This window comes from Flavobacterium sp. JAS, assembly GCF_020991455.1.
In the GTDB taxonomy this organism is placed as follows: Bacteria; Bacteroidota; Bacteroidia; order Flavobacteriales; family Flavobacteriaceae; genus Flavobacterium.
Window position 1 is genome coordinate 295,612 of sequence record NZ_JAJMOX010000001.1, and the last position, 17,160, is coordinate 312,771.

The window sequence follows — 17,160 nt, forward strand, 5'->3', positions numbered from 1 at the left end:
TGGCCCACGGATTGTACGGATTAAACGGATTTTTGCAGATTAATTTTTAAATTAAGTTGGACAAAAGTAAAACCCGTGTAAACTCGTTTAATCCGCGCAATCCGGGGGCTAAAATTCAAAAGTTTTGAAAAATAAATTAATAGCGTTCTCACAACGCATTATAAATTGGATAAAAAAGAATAAAATAAAATCAGCAATTGCATTTATGCTCTTGCTGATTTATTATTTCTCATTGCCGCGAACTTTGTTTCAGGAGCCTTATTCTACGGTGATTGAAAGTAAAGAAGGCGAGTTATTAGGAGCGAAAATTGCTCATGACGGACAATGGCGTTTTCCTGCACAAGACAGCGTTCCTGATAAATTCAAGAAATGTATTGTTTATTTTGAAGACGAATATTTCTATAAACATCCGGGTTTTAATCCGGTTGCGATGGTAAATGCGATCAAGCAAAATAGAAAAGCAGGAAAAGTAGTCAGAGGCGGAAGTACATTGACACAGCAAGTTATTCGATTATCCAGAAAAGGAAAAGGAAGAACTTACTTTGAAAAAATCATAGAAATTATTCTGGCAACACGACTAGAATTAGGATATTCAAAAGATGAAATTCTCGAATTATATGCGGCTCATGCGCCATTTGGCGGAAATGTTGTTGGGTTAGAAATGGCTTCGTGGCGTTATTTTGGCGTACAATCAAATCAATTATCGTGGGCTGAAAATGCGACTTTGGCGGTTTTACCCAATGCGCCGAGTTTGATTTATCCGGGCAAGAATCAGATAAAATTACTGAACAAACGCAATCGGCTTTTGTTAAAATTGAAACAGGAAGGAATTATTGACCAGCAGACATACGAACTTTCGGTTGAAGAACCTTTGCCTCAAAAACCCTATGATTTACCTCAAATTGCACCTCATTTATTGCAAAGAGTGGCTAAAAATGAAGAAGGAACGAGGGTTAAAACAACAATTGATTATGCTTTGCAAAATAGAGTGAATCAAATTGCAAGATATTATTACAACCAATACAAGCAGAATGAAGTAAATAATCTGGCAATTTTGGTAATCGATGTTTCGAATAGAAATGTTATGAGCTACGTTGGTAATGCGCCAACAGATAAAGACCATCAAAAAGATGTTGATATTATTGATGCTCCAAGAAGTACAGGAAGTATTTTGAAGCCACTGTTATATGCCGGAATGCTTGATGATGGCGAAATATTGCCGAATACTTTAGTTGCAGATATTCCAACGCAAATTGCGGGTTATACACCACAAAACTTCAATCTCACGTTTGATGGAGCTGTTCCTGCACATCGCGCTTTGTCACGATCGCTGAATATTCCGGCAGTTTTGATGCTGCAGGATTTTGGTGTGAATAAATTTTACGAGGAATTGCAGAAATTCAAATTAAGGGATATTAATAAAACGCCGGATCATTATGGTTTGTCGCTTATTCTGGGTGGTGCAGAAAGTAATTTGTGGGATTTATGCCGAACCTACGCAAACTTGTCTTCTACGCTAAATTATTACGCTAAAAATCAGGCAAAATATCGATCAAATGAATTTACAGAGCTGAACTATAAAAATGATTTTGAACTCGATTTTGGCTCTGAAACGGATCAGAAGAATATTGTAGGCGCGGGTTCAATTTGGTTGACGTATAATGCAATGGAAGAAGTAAACAGGCCAGAAGGTGACGAAGCCTGGAAGTTTTATGACAGCTCATTAAAAATTGCATGGAAAACGGGAACGAGTTTTGGAAATCGTGATGCGTGGGCAATTGGTACAAATTCAAAATATGTAGTTGGAGTTTGGGTAGGAAATGCGACGGGCGAAGGGAGACCAACGTTGACGGGAGTTACAAGTGCAGCGCCAATTTTATTTGATGTTTTTAATTTGTTACCAAGACAAAAATGGTTTCAGACGCCTTATAAAGATTTAGAAGAAGTTGAGGTTTGTCGTTTAAGTGGTTATCTGGCAAAAGAAGGTTGTCCGAAAATCAAGCAATGGGTTTCTAAAAAAGGGAAATCTACGGTGGTTTGCCCGTATCATAAAACGGTGCATTTAGATAAAACAGAAAAATTTCAAGTTAATAGCAGTTGCGAAAGCGTTGATAATATTGTGACTAAAAACTGGTTTGTTTTGCCGCCGGTTATGGCTTGGTATTACAAAAGTCAGCATATTGAATATTTGCCTTTACCGCCTTTTAAAGAAGATTGTCAAGGAACGCAATCTGTAAATATGGATTTTATTTATCCAAAAACGAATAGTAAAATCTACTTAACGAAGAATTTTAATAGCGAAGTTCAACCTGTAATTCTCAAAGTTGCGTACTCAGAACGTGATCGCGAATTGTTTTGGTACGTTGATAACGTTTATAAAGCTACAACAAAAACGTTTCATGAATTGCCAATTATACCAACTTCAGGAACGCATTATATAACGGTTGTAGATGCTTTTGGGAATGAAATTAGGAGAAAAATTGAAATTATCAGGGAGTAATACTTTTTTGAAATGGAATATAATTTAGCCTAAATAACCGTTTTTGATTTACATCAAAATTTTTACTTTTTTGTTTATAGACCTTTGCAGTGAATTAATTATTAAACAAAATTTAAAAATGAAGAAGAAGTATTTTAAGTACATCAACACATTGTTTGTTGTGGTTCCAATGACGTTAATTATGGCTTTTGTTGGACTAATGCGTAATTATGGTTTTGGGGAAGATTGGTTTTTGAAATTCCTTAAAGCCTGGAGTGTTATGTTGCCTGTGGCTTATTTGGCAGCGTTTATTATCATTCCGAATGCCAGGAAATTGGCTGAAAGAACAGCTGCTAAATCATAATTTACGGAATAGGTTTTTGTATATTCGTAAATAGTAGAAATTGATAATTGATTGAATGATAGAACAATTAAGTATTTACATTAAAAGCATTATAACAGTTACAGATGAAGAGTTAGTCCTAATTCTTTCTTATTTTAAACCGTTAAAGGTGGAAAAGAATGAGTCATTAGTACTTCAGGGACAAATGAATCAAAGAAGCTTTTTTGTGGGTTCAGGTTGCTTGCGAATATATTTTATTACCGAAAACGGACAAGAAGCAACGCGATATTTAGCATTCGAGAATAATTTTGCGACTGCTTTGTGTAGTTTTATTTCAAACGAGCCATCGTTAGAATTCATTCAGGCGTTAGAACCAACGGAATTACTATATATTTCGAGTCAGGATTTTTATCATTTACTTGAAAATATTCCGGCATGGGAAAAATTTTATCGCGATTATTTAGAACACGCCTATGTAACTAATACTAATAGGCTGATGTCTTTCTTAACTCTTGATGCAACAGAAAGATACAAACAGTTGATGGATATAAATCCGAAAATAATTCAGCGTTTACCAAACAGAATCGTAGCAACTTACTTGAATATCTCGCAAGAAACACTGAGTAGATTAAAATCTAAACGCTACTAATTTTTACTTTATTCAAGTTACATTTCTGAAAAGATCTTGTAAAAGATACAAGCGCATAGCTGGAAATAGCTCCTAAAAAATAGCCACGACCCGAGCGATAGCGAATAGACGAAGTAATTTACGAATTAAAACTTAAAAATAATTCGTGTTCATTCGTGTAATTAGTGGCAAAAAAAGCATAAAAAAACCGCCAATCTTTCGAGAGGCGGTTTTGATTTTTTATTCTGAAATAACATTTCCTTTTTTATCATAGAAATGGTATTCTAAGTACGTGTAAGCGTCACGAGGTATGATTTTCACCCATTTCTTATGTTCAAAAAACCATTTTGAACGTAATGATGGAAAACCTTTACTGAGGTATGCAGCCACAAACGGATGTGTGTTTAGTACAACTTTATTGTGGGTTTTTAAAATTCTTTCTAAATCAGACGTGATTTTATCAATGATTAAAATTGGCGCTTCAATTTCGCCATGTTCATTGTTTGGATCTTCTTCTCTAGTTTTAATATTAACTTCGGGCCTCACGCGTTGTCTTGTAATTTGAACTAAACCAAATTTACTAGGCGGTAAGATTTTATGCTTTGCTTTATCGTCGCTCATTTCTTCTCGCAAGAAGTCGAACAGGACCTTCCTGTTTTCAGGATTAGACATATCGATAAAATCAACTACGATTATTCCGCCCATATCACGCAAACGAAGTTGTCTGGCAATTTCAGCGGCAGCAATCATATTTACTTCCATGGCGGTGTCTTCCTGGTTAGTCGCCTTATTTGAACGGTTTCCACTGTTTACGTCTATAACGTGAAGAGCTTCAGTATGTTCGATAATAAGATATGCGCCTTTACTCATGGAAACTGTTCGTCCAAAAGAAGTTTTGATTTGTCTCTCTATATTGTATTTCTCGAAAATTGGAGTGTCATTTGATTGATAAAACTTAACAATCGATTGTTTTGAAGGTGCAATTTCTTGCAGATATTCCTTCGTTTGATGGTACAACTCTTCGTCATCTATTTGTATACCGCTAAAGGTATCGTTGAATACATCTCTTAATATCGAAGAAGCTCTGTTGAGTTCTCCTAATACTTTTGAGGGATGATGAGCAGTTGGTAATTTTTTACACATTGCAGTCCATCTGCCAAGCAGGTTCTGCAAATCTTTTTCTAATTCGGCTACGTTTTTGCCTTCGGCTACTGTGCGAACAATAACACCAAATCCTTTAGGTTTGATCGATAGAACAAGTTTTTTTAGACGATCCTTTTCCTTTTTGTCTTCTATTTTTTGTGAAATAGAAACGCGGTCAGAAAACGGAACGAGAACAATAAATCTTCCTGCCAATGAAAGCTCAGCGCTTATTCTTGGACCTTTGGTCGATATAGGTTCTTTTACAACTTGAACTAAAACAGATTGATTGGCACTTAAAATATCAGTAATGATGCCATCTTTGTCAATCTCTTTTTCAAACTGAAAGGTTTTTAGGGAGAAATCTTTTAATTTACCTGCGCTTACAAGTTTTATGAATTTCAGTTGGGAAGCTAAGTTAGGTCCTAAATCGTGATAATGTAAAAAGGCATCTTTTTCGAAGCCTACATTTACAAAAGCAGCGTTAAGTCCAGCAACGGGTTTTCTTATTTTGGCGATAAAAATATCACCAACCTGAAAGTTGCTTTTCTCTTCTTCCTTGTGTAATTCAATTAGTTTTCCATCTTTTAATAAGGCAAAATCTACGGCTTCAGAACTAGATCTAATGATTAATTCTTTATTCACACTGTAAATTTTTATCTGTTTTTTCAGAAAATAGAGTATAGAGAGAAGAGCATAGATTCAAAAAAATCTAAAATCTAAAATCTAAGATCTAAAATCTTATCTACAGATGGATTAAACAATATTTTTTAACAGGTATTGAACCCGGGGAAAAGAAGATTAGTAGAGAATAGAGCAAAGAGCATAGACTTTTGGTCTATATTCTATTTTCTTTTCTCTTTCATCTTTTTTTCAATTTCAATGAACGTTTAAAAAGAAAAAAGTAGTTTAAAACTACTTTTTCTTTTTGTGACGGTTAGCTCTCGCTCTTTTTTTACGTTTGTGAGTAGCTACCTTATGTCTCTTTCTTTTTTTACCACTTGGCATATCGTGTCGATTTTATGATTAATTAATAGTATTATTTTGCTTCGTTATTCGTTTTTACTCCTTCTACAAAAACTTTTGCAGGTTTAAACGCAGGAATGTTGTGTGCTGGAATTTTGATAGTGGTGTTTTTAGAAATGTTTCTACCTGTTTTTTCAGCTCTGGTTTTTACAATAAAACTACCAAATCCTCTTAGGTAAACATTGTCTCCAGTTTCTAATGAAGTTTTAACTTCTTCCATAAAAGTTTCTACTGTTGCTTGAACATCTCCTTTTTCAAGACCTAGTTTCTCTGAAATTTTCGCTACGATATCTGCTTTCGTCATTTTCTTTCCTATTTTATTTTATAAATGGTGTACTATTTTTTTGAGTTTGCAAATATAGGAATTAAAAAAATAATTAATCAAGCTAATTCGTTAAATTTTAATTACATAAACATTTACTTTTGTATTCTAAGTATTTTGCAATGAATTTTCCTAACATATTGATAAAATGGTATTTACAAAACAAACGTGATTTGCCATGGCGAAAAACAGCTAATCCATACCATATTTGGCTCTCAGAAATTATGTTACAACAGACTCGAGTTGCGCAAGGAATGCCATATTTTTTTGCTTTTACGGAGGAATTTCCTACTGTTTTTGATTTAGCAAATGCCTCAGAAGAGCAGGTTTTGAAACTTTGGCAGGGATTAGGGTACTATTCTAGAGCCAGAAATCTACATAAAACGGCTCAATATGTCGCAAATGAGCTTAATGGAGTTTTTCCTGCTAATTATAAAGACTTACTAAAATTGAAAGGTGTTGGTGAATATACCGCTGCAGCAATTGCCTCTTTCTCTTATAATGAAGCGGTTCCTGTAGTTGATGGAAATGTATTTAGAGTACTTTCCCGTTATTTTGATATAGAATCTGATATTGCTACGCCTGCAACTAAAAAAGAATTTACGGAGCTGGCTTATGAATTAATGCCAAAAGATAATCCTGCGATTTTTAATCAGGCAATAATGGAATTTGGCGCTTTGCAGTGTGTACCTAAAAGTCCTGATTGTTCGGTTTGTGTTTTTAATGATAGTTGTCTTGCTTTGCAAAAAAAGAAAGTTTCGGTTTTGCCTGTCAAATCTAAAAAGGTAAAAGTGACCAATCGTTTCTTTAATTATTTGATTCTGGAGGATGTTTTAGGGAATACTTTAATTCAGAAAAGAACGGCAAAAGGAATCTGGCATAATTTATATGAGTTTCCTCTTTTGGAGACTGCCGAAATTGTGGATTTTGATTTTGTTTCTAATGCGATTCAAAATGATGTTTTTTCTACCTATACTATATTAGGTATAGAAGAATGTAGTGAAACTGCTGTAATTCATAAACTTTCGCATCAACATCTTCATATTCAGTTCTGGAAAGTTAAAATTAACGAAAAAATTGATAACGGTTTGAATACCACTGATTTGAAGAAGTTTCCTTTTCCAATTGTGATTTATAATTTTATCGAAAAGCAGGAAATAAATTGCTAAAAAAATGTATCTTTGAGGGAAAACCACTAAAAAACTATGAACGGAACATTAAATAAAGTGATGTTAATTGGCCATTTAGGAGATGATGTAAAAATGCATTATTTTGATGGAGGAAATTGCATCGGACGTTTTCAATTGGCTACAAACGAGGTTTATATTAATAAAACTACCAATGAAAAAATAACTTCGACGGAGTGGCATAATCTAGTTGTGCGCAATAAAGCCGCAGAAATTTGCGAGAAATATTTATCTAAAGGTGATAAAATATATATAGAAGGACGTATAAAATCGCGTCAGTGGCAAGCAGAAGATGGTACAACCAAATATACCACAGAAATTCAGGTTACCGAGTTTACTTTCTTGACTACCAAAAAAGAAACTGGAAATCATAAACCAAATCACGATTCAGAATCCGCAAAAAGTACTAACTTTGACGCGACTAGCGAAGGCTTGCCTATTAATGACCTGCCTTTTTGATTGTTTAACTAATCTTTTTTAATTTGGACCCAGAGCCCAGTTTATTTTTTAATACCACAATAGACATCAATTTAATAATTGGTTTTGTCGGAATATTTATTTTGCTGTTTCTGTCGGCAATCGTTTCAGGTGCCGAAGTGGCGCTTTTTTCATTATCTCAAAAAGACATCGACGATGCTTTGAATGAGAATCTTCCGAAAGGAAAAATTATCTCAGATCTTTTAGATAAACCCAAAAAGTTACTTGCAACATTGTTAGTTGCTAATAACTTCCTGAATATTGGTGTAGTTATTTTGTTCTCATTTATTGGGCAAAATGTATTTGAACAAATAGATTCGCCAGTTTTAAAATTTATTTTAGAAGTAATTTTAGTTACGTTTTTGATTTTGTTATTTGCAGAAGTTTTACCCAAAGTTTATGCAAGTCGAAACAATATAAAGTTTGCAAAACGCGTTGCTTATCCAGTCGCTGTTTTAGACAAAGTGCTGTCGCCAATAAGTTTGCCTATGCGTAGTATTACGCTATATTTACAGCATAAATTGGGAAAACAAAAGAATAGTTTTTCTATAAACCAGCTTTCTCAGGCACTAGAATTGACAGATTCTGAGGGAACATCAAGCGAAGAGCAGAAAATATTAGAAGGAATTGTTTCTTTTGGAAATACAGATACTAAGCAGGTTATGAGTCCGAGGATTGATATTTTTGCATTAGAAATATCAGAATCATTCGCTTCAATTTATCCAAAGATAATTGATAAAGGATTTTCAAGAATTCCTGTTTATCGTGACAATATTGATCAGATAGAAGGAGTTTTATTCGTTAAGGATTTATTGCCTCACATCGATAAAAAAGAGTTTGACTGGACAACTTTGATGAGAGAAGCTTTTTTTGTTCCTGAGAATAAAAAACTAGACAATCTATTGAAGGATTTTCAGAGCCTTAAAAGTCATTTGGCTATTGTTGTGGATGAATATGGAGGAACCTCAGGTTTAGTTTCGTTAGAAGATGTTATTGAAGAGATTGTTGGGGATATAAGCGACGAGTTTGATGACGAAAATTTGAATTTTTCTCAGATTGATGAAAAGAATTTTCTTTTTGAGGGAAAGATTAATATGAAAGATTTCTACAGAATCATTGATGTTGATGAAGATGCCTTTGAATCGCATAAAGGAGAAGCTGAAACATTAGCTGGTTTTATTTTAGAAATTCTGGGTAATTTTCCTAAAAAAGATCAAAAAGTAGCTTTTGAAAACTGCATTTTTACAATAGAAACAGTTGATAAAAAGCGTGTAAAACAAATTAAAGTAACAATAGATTAAAATGTTTAAAAGAATACTTTCGATAGCGACAATTTTACTGGCATTGACCGTATTGAGTTGTAAAGATGATGTGGTGCCAAAGCCGGCAAGTTTCCTGCGATTAGATTATCCTGAGGCAGAATATGTGAATTTTGAGAATAATTGTCCGTTTAGTTTCGAAATGAATGAAGGTGCAATTATTAAAGGTGAGAAGGATTGCGGATTTGCGATTACATATCCTAAAATGAAAGCAACTATCTATCTGACCTATAAACCTGTAAACGGAGATATTGAGAAGTTGCTTAAAGATGCTCAGAAATTAACTTACGAACACGTTATTAAAGCCGACGATATAATAGAACAGCCCTATTTAAACCCGCAAAAAAAGGTTTATGGAATGTTTTATCAAGTTGATGGAAATGCGGCTACAAACTCGCAATTTTACGTAACAGATAGTACGAAACATTTTATAACAGGATCGGTTTATTTTTATGCTAAGCCGAATTTTGATTCTGTTATGCCTGCAGCGAGTTATATCAAAAATGACATGCAAAGACTTATGGAAACCTTGAAGTGGAAATAAAAAAAAATCAAATCATAAAAAAAGGCGTTCAATTTGAGCGCCTTTTTTATGATAGATATCTTATTACGATTTAATATTCGAAACTTTATAAGTTTTTCCGTCTCCAGTTGCCTGAACTGTTTTAGTTAGGTTTTCTTGATTTTGAATCGTTTTGTCAAATACAACAGTAGCTGTTTTTTTATCAAAATCAACAGTTGCTTTTTCAACTCCGTCAAGGTTTGATAATTCTTTTTCGATTGTTTTTGCACATCCCATTGCACAAGTCATTCCTTCGATTTCGAAACTTGCAGTTTGTACATTTTCGGCTGCAATTGCTTTGTGTTCTTTTGAAACGTCTGCTATGGGTTTTATATTTGCTAAATTTTTATCTTCTTCTTTTTTGCAGCTTACGAATACTAAGCCTGCAATTGCTAATGATACTACGATTTTTGTAAATTTCATTGTGTATGATTTTAGTTATCAAAAAATGTTTGTCGCAAAATTAGCAAAAATCAAGAGGTTAGTTCACTAAAATATTACAAATTTGTATCAAAATAGTATTTATGGATGCAAAACAATTAAAGTGGGCTTATTTATTGGTTCTTTCGCTAATTTGGGGAAGTTCTTTTATTTTAATCAAAAGAGGATTGGTGGGTTTAACTGCTGTTCAGGTAGGTTCATTCCGAATTATTTTTGCGGCTCTTTTTTTATTGATTATTGGTTTTAAAAGTTTAAAGAAAATTTCGCGTCGCCAATGGAAATTTGTTGCGATAACTTCACTTTTTGGAACTTTTACTCCCGCATATCTTTTTGCTATTGCCGAAACTGAAGTTGATAGTTCGATTGTAGCTATTTTAAATTCGCTTACACCTTTAAATACACTGATTTTAGGAATTCTTATATTTGGAATCCAATTTCAAAGAAGGCAAGTTTTGGGTGTTTTTGTGGGTTTAATTGGGTGTTTGTTACTCGTTTTAAGCGGAGCGTCGTCGCATCCCGGGCAAAACTATTATTATGTTATTCTGGTTGTAATTGCAACGCTTTGTTATGCGATAAATGTCAATTTAATCAAGAAATATTTATCCGATTTGAATTCGCTGAGTATCACAACAGGAAATTTTGCAGTTTTACTTCTGCCTGCATTAATCATTTTGAGCACAACAGATATTCCTCAAAGAATAAGTTTTGACGCAACACAGCATTCTATTTTCTTCGTAATGATTTTAGGTGTTTTAGGAACCGGAATTGCGAATGTTTTGTTTTTTAAGTTGATACAAATGTCATCACCTGTATTTGCAACATCAGTGACATATTTAATTCCGATAGTGGCCTTTTTCTGGGGATTATTAGATAACGAAATGCTAACGCCAATTCAGTTTTTTGGAGCTTTTATTATTTTGATTGGAGTTTATTTATCGGCTAAAAAGTAGTTTTTTGGTTGTGAAATGGTTTTTGTGAGAGGTAAAGTGCAAATTGATTATAATATATGTCAGGCTGAGCGTCCCGAAGTTTCGGGACGCTCAGCCTGACAAAAAAAACTGTATAAAAAAAGCTTTGCCAAAGTTTTAAACTTTGGCAAAGCCTATAAAATCTTAGTAACTTAGAATCTCAGAACCTCAGAACCTTCCTAAAGAAAATCTGCGTCAGAAACTCCTTCGTTAATCTTGATGTCAGACATTTTAATATCCAATTCAAAGCCTACATTTTGAATTAAGTTAAAAGGAACTTTTATGCCTTTTACTTCTTTATAATCATTAAAGTTTGTGATTTGTGTAGATGATTTTCCTGCTTGTTCACGAACTTTAGATTCGGCTACTTTCAATCCGGATTTAACGTCGTAGAAATAAGTGGTTTTGCCATCTTTTATCGCATAAGCATCGGTGCCGTTTATAGGTTCGATTCTGTCAACTTTTAAATCTGTTCTTTTTACTAGTTGTAATTCTTCAAAAGGAGCTGCATTTGCTTTCATTTCTTTAAGATCATCGCCTTCAAGATTTTTGCGTTGTCCTTGTTGTTCGATATAAGCACCTTTTTCGTTAACAACTTGTTTCATTAAATTCATAGTTCCCATAGCAAGAGAAACCATCATTTTTCCTTTAGAATCTAATTTAGAAGTAAAAGTCAAAGGAGAAGGAGCTTGCGGAACCGATGTTGTTCCGTTCATAGCCAATGTTTTTACAGTCGAAACTGCTTTTTCTCCACCAATTGCTTTAAGGTAATTTTCGAAAACGGTTTTTGCTGTAATTCCTGCAGGAACTTCTTTTGTTGTAGCAGGTTTTTCAACAGGGTTTCCGTATTTATCAAAATAGTAAATAGGAATTTGTGTTTTTTCTAAACCAGGAATAACATCTGTACCTTTTCCAACAATTACAATTCGCATATTATCTAATAAGAAATACTTATTTGCTACACGGTAAATATCATCAGCGGTAACATTGTTTATGGTCTGAATGTATTTTTCGTAGAAATCAGCAGGAAGTTTTTCTGTTTCGATATTCAAGGCATAACGAGCAACAGCTTGTGGTTTTTCGACCTGCATTACAAATCGGCCAATGTATCCGGCTTTTACATTTTTCAGCACATCTTCAGAAACTTTTTCAGTTCTGATTCGTTTAATTTCTTTTATAAATTGAACTACAGCGCTATCTGTAACAGTATTTCTAACAGCAGATGAGGCTTTGAATTTATTGGTGTATTTTCCGCTTCCAATGCTTGAACTTGCGCCATAAGTCCAGGCGTGTTGCTCACGTAAATTCATGTTTAGGTAACTATTAAAATCTCCTCCCAAAATCTGATTTGCAATTACGGCCGGAAAAAAATCAGGATCGCTCATTTTTAAATTAACGATATTTACCAATGAAATCTCAGATTGAACGGCGTTTGGAACGTCTACAAAATCAATTTGAAGTTTAGAAACGTTCTCCGGATTTGGATAAGTATTTTTTGGAGCGGCTTGTTTTTTCCATCCGCCAAAAAGTTTTTCTACGGTTGCTTTTGTCTCTTTAAATTTAATGTCTCCAATAATTACTAAGTAAGCATTTTCAGGAACAAAGTATGTTGCATAATTAGTTTGAACATCTGCAAGAGTAACATTTTTTACGGTTTCTTCAGAAATATATTCTCCCGCTGGATGGTTTTTTCCAAAAGCTAAAACATCAACTACTCGATTTGCAATTGCAGGAACGCTTTTCTCATCGGCTTTAAGTCCTTCAAGTAATTTAGCTTTTTCTTTATCGAATTCTGTTTGTGTAAAATTCGGCTGTAAAGCACCTTCGGCCAAAAGTTCTAAAACACGCCCTGAATATTTAGAAAGCGAACTTGCATAAGCGCCTGAAGATGTAAAATTGATGTTTGCTCCGTAAAAATCAATTTCTTCGTTAAAAACCTCTTTAGTAGTTTTTTTGGTTCCGTTACCAATTAAACTGCTCGTTAATTCATCGACCCCTTTTTTATTTCCTTCTGTAAAAGGAGCATTATCTAAGGTAAGGTTGAAGCTAACTCTTGGTAATTTATGATTTTCAACGACCAAAACTTTTATACCATTTGCCAAAACAAAAGTTTGCGGTTTTTTGATGTTGACTACTGGCGAAGCGCCTGGTTTTGGTTGTGGACGATCTTGTGCTTGCATAATTCCAGTCAGGAATAAAAGGATTAAAAATGTATGTAATTTTTTCATGATTCGATAGACTTAGTTTTGAGCTTTGGTTGAAGGAATGTAATCTAAAATTAAACGCTGATTTGGATTTAGGTACTTTTTAGCAACTTCCCTAATTTCTTCTCTTGTAATAGAGTGATAAAGGTCAATTTCAGTGTTAATCAAATTTACATCACCATAAAGTAGATAGTAAGAAGCCAGATTTTCAGCAATTCCTTCTACGCTCGCATTGGCGTTTACAAAGTTGTTATCGAATTTGTTTTGTAGTTTTTCGTAATCTTTTTCAGAGATCAGGTCTGTTTGGATTTTTACGATTTCTTCGTCCATTTCTTTCAGGATATCAGCTGTAGTGTTTGGCGCCATTGGTAAACCGTACAAAATGTACATTCCGTAATCTTCCTGACTAAATCCGACAGCTCCAATTTGAAGTGCCATTTTTTTGTCATCAACTATTTTTTTGTACAATTTTGAACTTTTTCCATCACTTAAATACGAAGAAATTAAATCCAGAACTCTTGCGTCTCTCGTTTTCATCGAAGGCGTTCTGTAAGAAGCGACAATCATCGGAATTTGAATATTCGGATCTTCATAAGTTGCTCTTATGGTCTCGTTGATTGGTTCTTCGACAAAAGTTTGTTTTTTTACTTCTTCTCCTCTCGGAATTGTTGCAAAATATTTCTGAATCCACTCTTTTGTTTTGGTTTTATCAAAATCTCCGGCAACGACTAAAACAGCATTATTTGGAGTGTAGAATTTTTTATTAAAAGCTTTAAATTCGTCAAGGGTTGCAGCATCCAGATCTTTCATAGAACCAATAGTTGTCCAGCGATAAGGGTGATTTTTGAACATGTTTTTCTTAACCTCGGGAAGAATATTTCCGTAAGGCTGATTGTCATAGCGAGTTCTTTTTTCTTCTTTTACAACTTCATTTTGAGTGTCAACTCCAATTTGATTGATAATTGGATGCATTAATCGCTCAGATTCCATCCATAAACCAAGTTCAAGACTGTTTGATGGGAAAACCTCGTAATAATAAGTTCTGTCGTCAGAAGTGTTGGCGTTATTTACTCCGCCATTTGCGGTAACGATTTTCATCCATTCGCCACGTTTTATGTTTTCTGTTCCTTCAAATAATAAATGTTCAAAGAAATGTGCAAAACCAGTTCGGTCAGGACGTTCATCTTTTGATCCTACATGATACATTACCGAGGTTATCACAACCGGAGCCGATGGATCGTTATGCAAAATGACATGCATACCGTTATCTAAATTATATTCTTCAAAAGCTACCTTTTGAGCATGAGCTACCCCGCCAAGCATTAGTGCTGCACTTAACATCATTATTGAATTTTTCATAAAGATTAATAATTTTTATTTACCTAATGTATATAGGTAGCCAAGAGTTGATTATAGTTACATCAAAAATAAGTTTTTTTAATTATCATTCGGAGGTTTGACTTTATTTTGGTCGTACTTTAACAGTGTTTTACATCTGGATTGCTTTTTTTAATGCATGAAATACCTTGAAAAACAGACTTTAAAGCGAAATAAATATTTTTAGAATAAGAGATTGCACAGTAAATTATTAATTGTATATTTGCAACCTTAAAAATCAATAAATCAATTTGGTATGTATGCAATCGTAGAGATAGCAGGGCAACAATTCAAAGTAAGCAAAGACTTAAAGGTTTATGTTAACCGTTTGGCTAATGAAGAAGGTTCAAAAATTTCTTTTGACAAAGTTCTTTTATTAGACGATAATGGTAATGTAACTTTAGGCGCCCCAGCTATAGAAGGTGCTTCAGTAGAAGCTAAAGTGTTACAACACTTAAAAGGAGATAAAGTTATCGTTTTCAAAAAGAAAAGAAGAAAAGGATACAAAAAAAGAAATGGTCACAGACAATATCTTACTCAAATTGTAATTGAAGGTATTACTGCAGCAGGAGGAACTAAAAAAGCAGCAGCTAAAAAAGCAGTTGTGGCAGAAGAAGTAGCTACTGAAGAAGTAGAAGCTCCTAAAGCTAAAAAAGCAGCTCCAAAAGCAAAAAAAGAAGCTACTAAAGAATAATAACAATATTTAAACTCATACGTCATGGCTCACAAGAAAGGTGTCGGTAGTTCGAAGAATGGTAGAGAATCAGAATCAAAACGTTTAGGCGTTAAGATTTTTGGAGGTCAAGCTGCTATTGCTGGGAACATCATCGTTAGACAAAGAGGTTCAAAACATAATCCAGGTGAGAACGTTTACATCAGTAAAGATCACACACTACACGCAAGAGTAGCTGGAGTTGTTAAGTTCCAAAAGAAAAAAGATAACAAATCTTATGTATCTATTCTTCCATTCGAAGCATAATCATTTAGATTACTTATTATAAAACCCGTTCGCCTTGGCGAACGGGTTTTTTGTTTTCTGTAAATTGAAATTAATTATCGGCGTATATAATTTAAATAAACGATAGAATTTCTTGATTTATTATAGAAGGAAGTATTTTCTCTTTATTCGTTTTTTTGTACCATACTTGTAGATTTATTATTTGTATTTTTGATTGGATTAATCTACTTAAACTTTGAAAAAAATAGTTTTCTTTTTATTTCTTTTCTGTACAAGTCTTTTTGCAAAAGAAATTTATCCTACCGAACAAGTCGCATCATTAAACGATTCTCAAAAAAAGATTTTATATGAATTTGCTGTTTTACGAAATAGTGGGTCAGATGCTAATGTATATTGGCAGCAACATAAAAATCAGTTTTCTACAATTAGCGATACGCTAAGAGATCAACTGGCGAATGAAATTTACGTCAATTCTCAAGTAGTCTATATTCCTGTAAAAAATTCTGCTGTTCAATTATGGATGCAGACACAATCGCTTACCAATTGGATGTTATACCTCGCCGCATTTATTGCAATATGTGCTATAATTGGTTTATTGCGCAATTATTGGAGTTTGCTTATTGATATTCTGATCAAACAATTTGCACCAATATTTAGACTTTTGTTCTCTGTAATTTTATTAACCTACGAATTATTCTTTCTCGGAATTGTCTTTGTTATTGGTGGATGTTATATAGAAGAAATGACATTACGTACCGTAGTAATTCATTTAGGTCTCTTTTTGTTATGGAGTCAGTCAACGGCTATTTTTACTCAGAAATATTTAGTTAAGAAATATATTTTTGAAATACGAAATACTTTCTGGGGAAGCAATAAATGGGAAGTAGTCAAAACAATCTGCCTCCCTGCAATTATAGTTACGATGGCTCTTTTATATGTATTGTATAAAATTCCGGATGACGTATTGTATAATTATGAGATTGTTGTTTCTGCTATGGCAGTTATTTGTGCTTTGCCGGTTTGGCGTAGTTTAGAGCGTTATATTTCTCCTGTTTTAATTCCCTACAAAGATACTTTTATCGAAAGAAGTGTTTATTCGCTTACGGCTTGTGTTGTTCTGGCTCTAATTATTAATGGATTGTTTATAGGGATAAATAATTCGCTTTTTTCGTATATAATAGTTGCTTTGACAAGTTTGCTTATTATTTCGTTCTTACTATTGTCGCTTAAAGAAAATTTCAAACACAACTATAAGAATTACTATTATTTGCAATTTATTACCGTTCTCTTTCTTGTTGCAGTATTGTTTTATAGTTTTTATATTCATTCTGGTGAGATGATTTGGGCTTCTTTAGTGGGGACGAGTATTTATATTATTATCAAATATTGGGAGATTCCAACCTTTTTTATTAGTTGGAAAAGAAGTAAAACATCTACTTGGGGATTTTTAGGAATGGCGGTTTTATTATGGTTATTGGCGAAAGGTATTTTATATGTTTCGGGGATAATGTATGTTTAATATAAGACTTGTTTTGTTTATTTGAGATAAGAAGAAATGGTATTCAATATTCGATAATAATGCGTTCTCAACTATGTGTTAACTAGTGTGATTTCTCCCTTCGGTCGAAATGACAAGATTGCGATCGGGATTTCAGATAAAGAAAAAACCTTTGTCAAAGTTTTAAACTTTGACAAAGGTCTGTATAGGTTTCGTTATAAAAATTACAAT

General features: G+C 33.6%; 16 protein-coding genes. 11 read left to right on the forward strand and 5 right to left on the reverse strand.

Annotation, left to right across the window (positions count from 1 at the left end):
* Positions 1-124 precede the first annotated feature (124 nt).
* The 3 genes from pbpC (at position 125) to LPB88_RS01240 (ending at position 3,471) form a co-directional block, all read left to right on the forward strand.
* Positions 125-2,500, forward strand: a complete 2,376-nt coding sequence (pbpC, locus tag LPB88_RS01230) for a penicillin-binding protein 1C (RefSeq protein ID WP_230711995.1) — start codon at positions 125-127, stop codon at positions 2,498-2,500.
* A gap of 118 nt (positions 2,501-2,618) precedes the next feature.
* A complete protein-coding gene (locus tag LPB88_RS01235; protein WP_230711996.1) occupies positions 2,619-2,843 on the forward strand; it encodes a DUF2798 domain-containing protein in 225 nt (74 codons plus the stop codon).
* 55 nt (positions 2,844-2,898) lie between these two features.
* Complete coding sequence (locus tag LPB88_RS01240) at positions 2,899-3,471, forward strand: Crp/Fnr family transcriptional regulator (RefSeq protein WP_230711997.1); 573 nt, start codon at positions 2,899-2,901, stop codon at positions 3,469-3,471.
* 219 nt (positions 3,472-3,690) lie between these two features.
* Here the strand turns inward: LPB88_RS01240 and LPB88_RS01245 are convergent, their stop codons facing one another.
* Both LPB88_RS01245 and LPB88_RS01250 read right to left on the reverse strand, forming a co-directional pair.
* Complete coding sequence (locus LPB88_RS01245) at positions 3,691-5,235, reverse strand: ribonuclease E/G (RefSeq protein WP_089353031.1); 1,545 nt, start codon at positions 5,233-5,235, stop codon at positions 3,691-3,693.
* A gap of 394 nt (positions 5,236-5,629) precedes the next feature.
* Positions 5,630-5,920: an HU family DNA-binding protein gene (locus tag LPB88_RS01250; protein ID WP_007805026.1), complete on the reverse strand. Its 291-nt coding sequence runs from the start codon at positions 5,918-5,920 to the stop codon at positions 5,630-5,632.
* A 140-nt stretch (positions 5,921-6,060) separates the two neighbouring features.
* On the opposite strand from LPB88_RS01250, the gene mutY reads away from it, so the two are divergent.
* Genes mutY through gldD form a run of 4 tightly spaced genes read left to right on the forward strand, consistent with a single transcriptional unit; the run spans position 6,061 to position 9,465 of the window.
* Complete coding sequence (gene mutY / locus LPB88_RS01255; protein WP_230711998.1) at positions 6,061-7,107, forward strand: A/G-specific adenine glycosylase; 1,047 nt, start codon at positions 6,061-6,063, stop codon at positions 7,105-7,107.
* A 36-nt stretch (positions 7,108-7,143) separates the two neighbouring features.
* Positions 7,144-7,584 (forward strand): single-stranded DNA-binding protein, encoded by a 441-nt coding sequence (locus tag LPB88_RS01260; RefSeq protein ID WP_230711999.1) that lies wholly within the window; start codon positions 7,144-7,146, stop codon positions 7,582-7,584.
* 23 nt (positions 7,585-7,607) lie between these two features.
* Positions 7,608-8,903, forward strand: coding sequence for a gliding motility-associated protein GldE (locus LPB88_RS01265; RefSeq protein ID WP_230712000.1), 1,296 nt, complete (start codon positions 7,608-7,610; stop codon positions 8,901-8,903).
* Between the two features lies 1 nt (position 8,904).
* A complete protein-coding gene (gene gldD, locus LPB88_RS01270; protein ID WP_230712001.1) occupies positions 8,905-9,465 on the forward strand; it encodes a gliding motility lipoprotein GldD in 561 nt (186 codons plus the stop codon).
* Between the two features lie 63 nt (positions 9,466-9,528).
* On the opposite strand, the gene LPB88_RS01275 is transcribed toward gldD, so the two are convergent.
* Positions 9,529-9,906, reverse strand: coding sequence for a heavy-metal-associated domain-containing protein (locus tag LPB88_RS01275; protein ID WP_230712002.1), 378 nt, complete (start codon positions 9,904-9,906; stop codon positions 9,529-9,531).
* A 101-nt stretch (positions 9,907-10,007) separates the two neighbouring features.
* On the opposite strand from LPB88_RS01275, the gene LPB88_RS01280 reads away from it, so the two are divergent.
* Positions 10,008-10,874 carry a DMT family transporter gene (locus LPB88_RS01280; RefSeq protein WP_230712003.1) on the forward strand — a complete coding sequence of 289 codons (867 nt, stop codon included), beginning with the start codon at positions 10,008-10,010 and terminating at the stop codon, positions 10,872-10,874.
* A gap of 197 nt (positions 10,875-11,071) precedes the next feature.
* On the opposite strand, the gene LPB88_RS01285 is transcribed toward LPB88_RS01280, so the two are convergent.
* Entirely contained in the window at positions 11,072-13,120 is a 2,049-nt protein-coding gene (locus tag LPB88_RS01285) for a pitrilysin family protein (protein ID WP_230712004.1), read from the reverse strand.
* A gap of 12 nt (positions 13,121-13,132) precedes the next feature.
* Entirely contained in the window at positions 13,133-14,455 is a 1,323-nt protein-coding gene (locus LPB88_RS01290) for a pitrilysin family protein (RefSeq protein ID WP_230712005.1), read from the reverse strand.
* A gap of 274 nt (positions 14,456-14,729) precedes the next feature.
* Between LPB88_RS01290 and rplU the strand changes: the two genes are divergently transcribed.
* The 3 genes from rplU to LPB88_RS01305 all read left to right on the forward strand — a co-directional run bounded on the left by rplU (position 14,730) and on the right by LPB88_RS01305 (position 16,950).
* Positions 14,730-15,167: a 50S ribosomal protein L21 gene (rplU, locus tag LPB88_RS01295; protein ID WP_089353040.1), complete on the forward strand. Its 438-nt coding sequence runs from the start codon at positions 14,730-14,732 to the stop codon at positions 15,165-15,167.
* Positions 15,168-15,191: 24 nt separating this feature from the next.
* Positions 15,192-15,452, forward strand: coding sequence for a 50S ribosomal protein L27 (gene rpmA, locus LPB88_RS01300; protein WP_017497241.1), 261 nt, complete (start codon positions 15,192-15,194; stop codon positions 15,450-15,452).
* A 214-nt stretch (positions 15,453-15,666) separates the two neighbouring features.
* Positions 15,667-16,950 (forward strand): hypothetical protein, encoded by a 1,284-nt coding sequence (locus tag LPB88_RS01305; protein ID WP_230712006.1) that lies wholly within the window; start codon positions 15,667-15,669, stop codon positions 16,948-16,950.
* Positions 16,951-17,160: the final 210 nt, after the last annotated feature.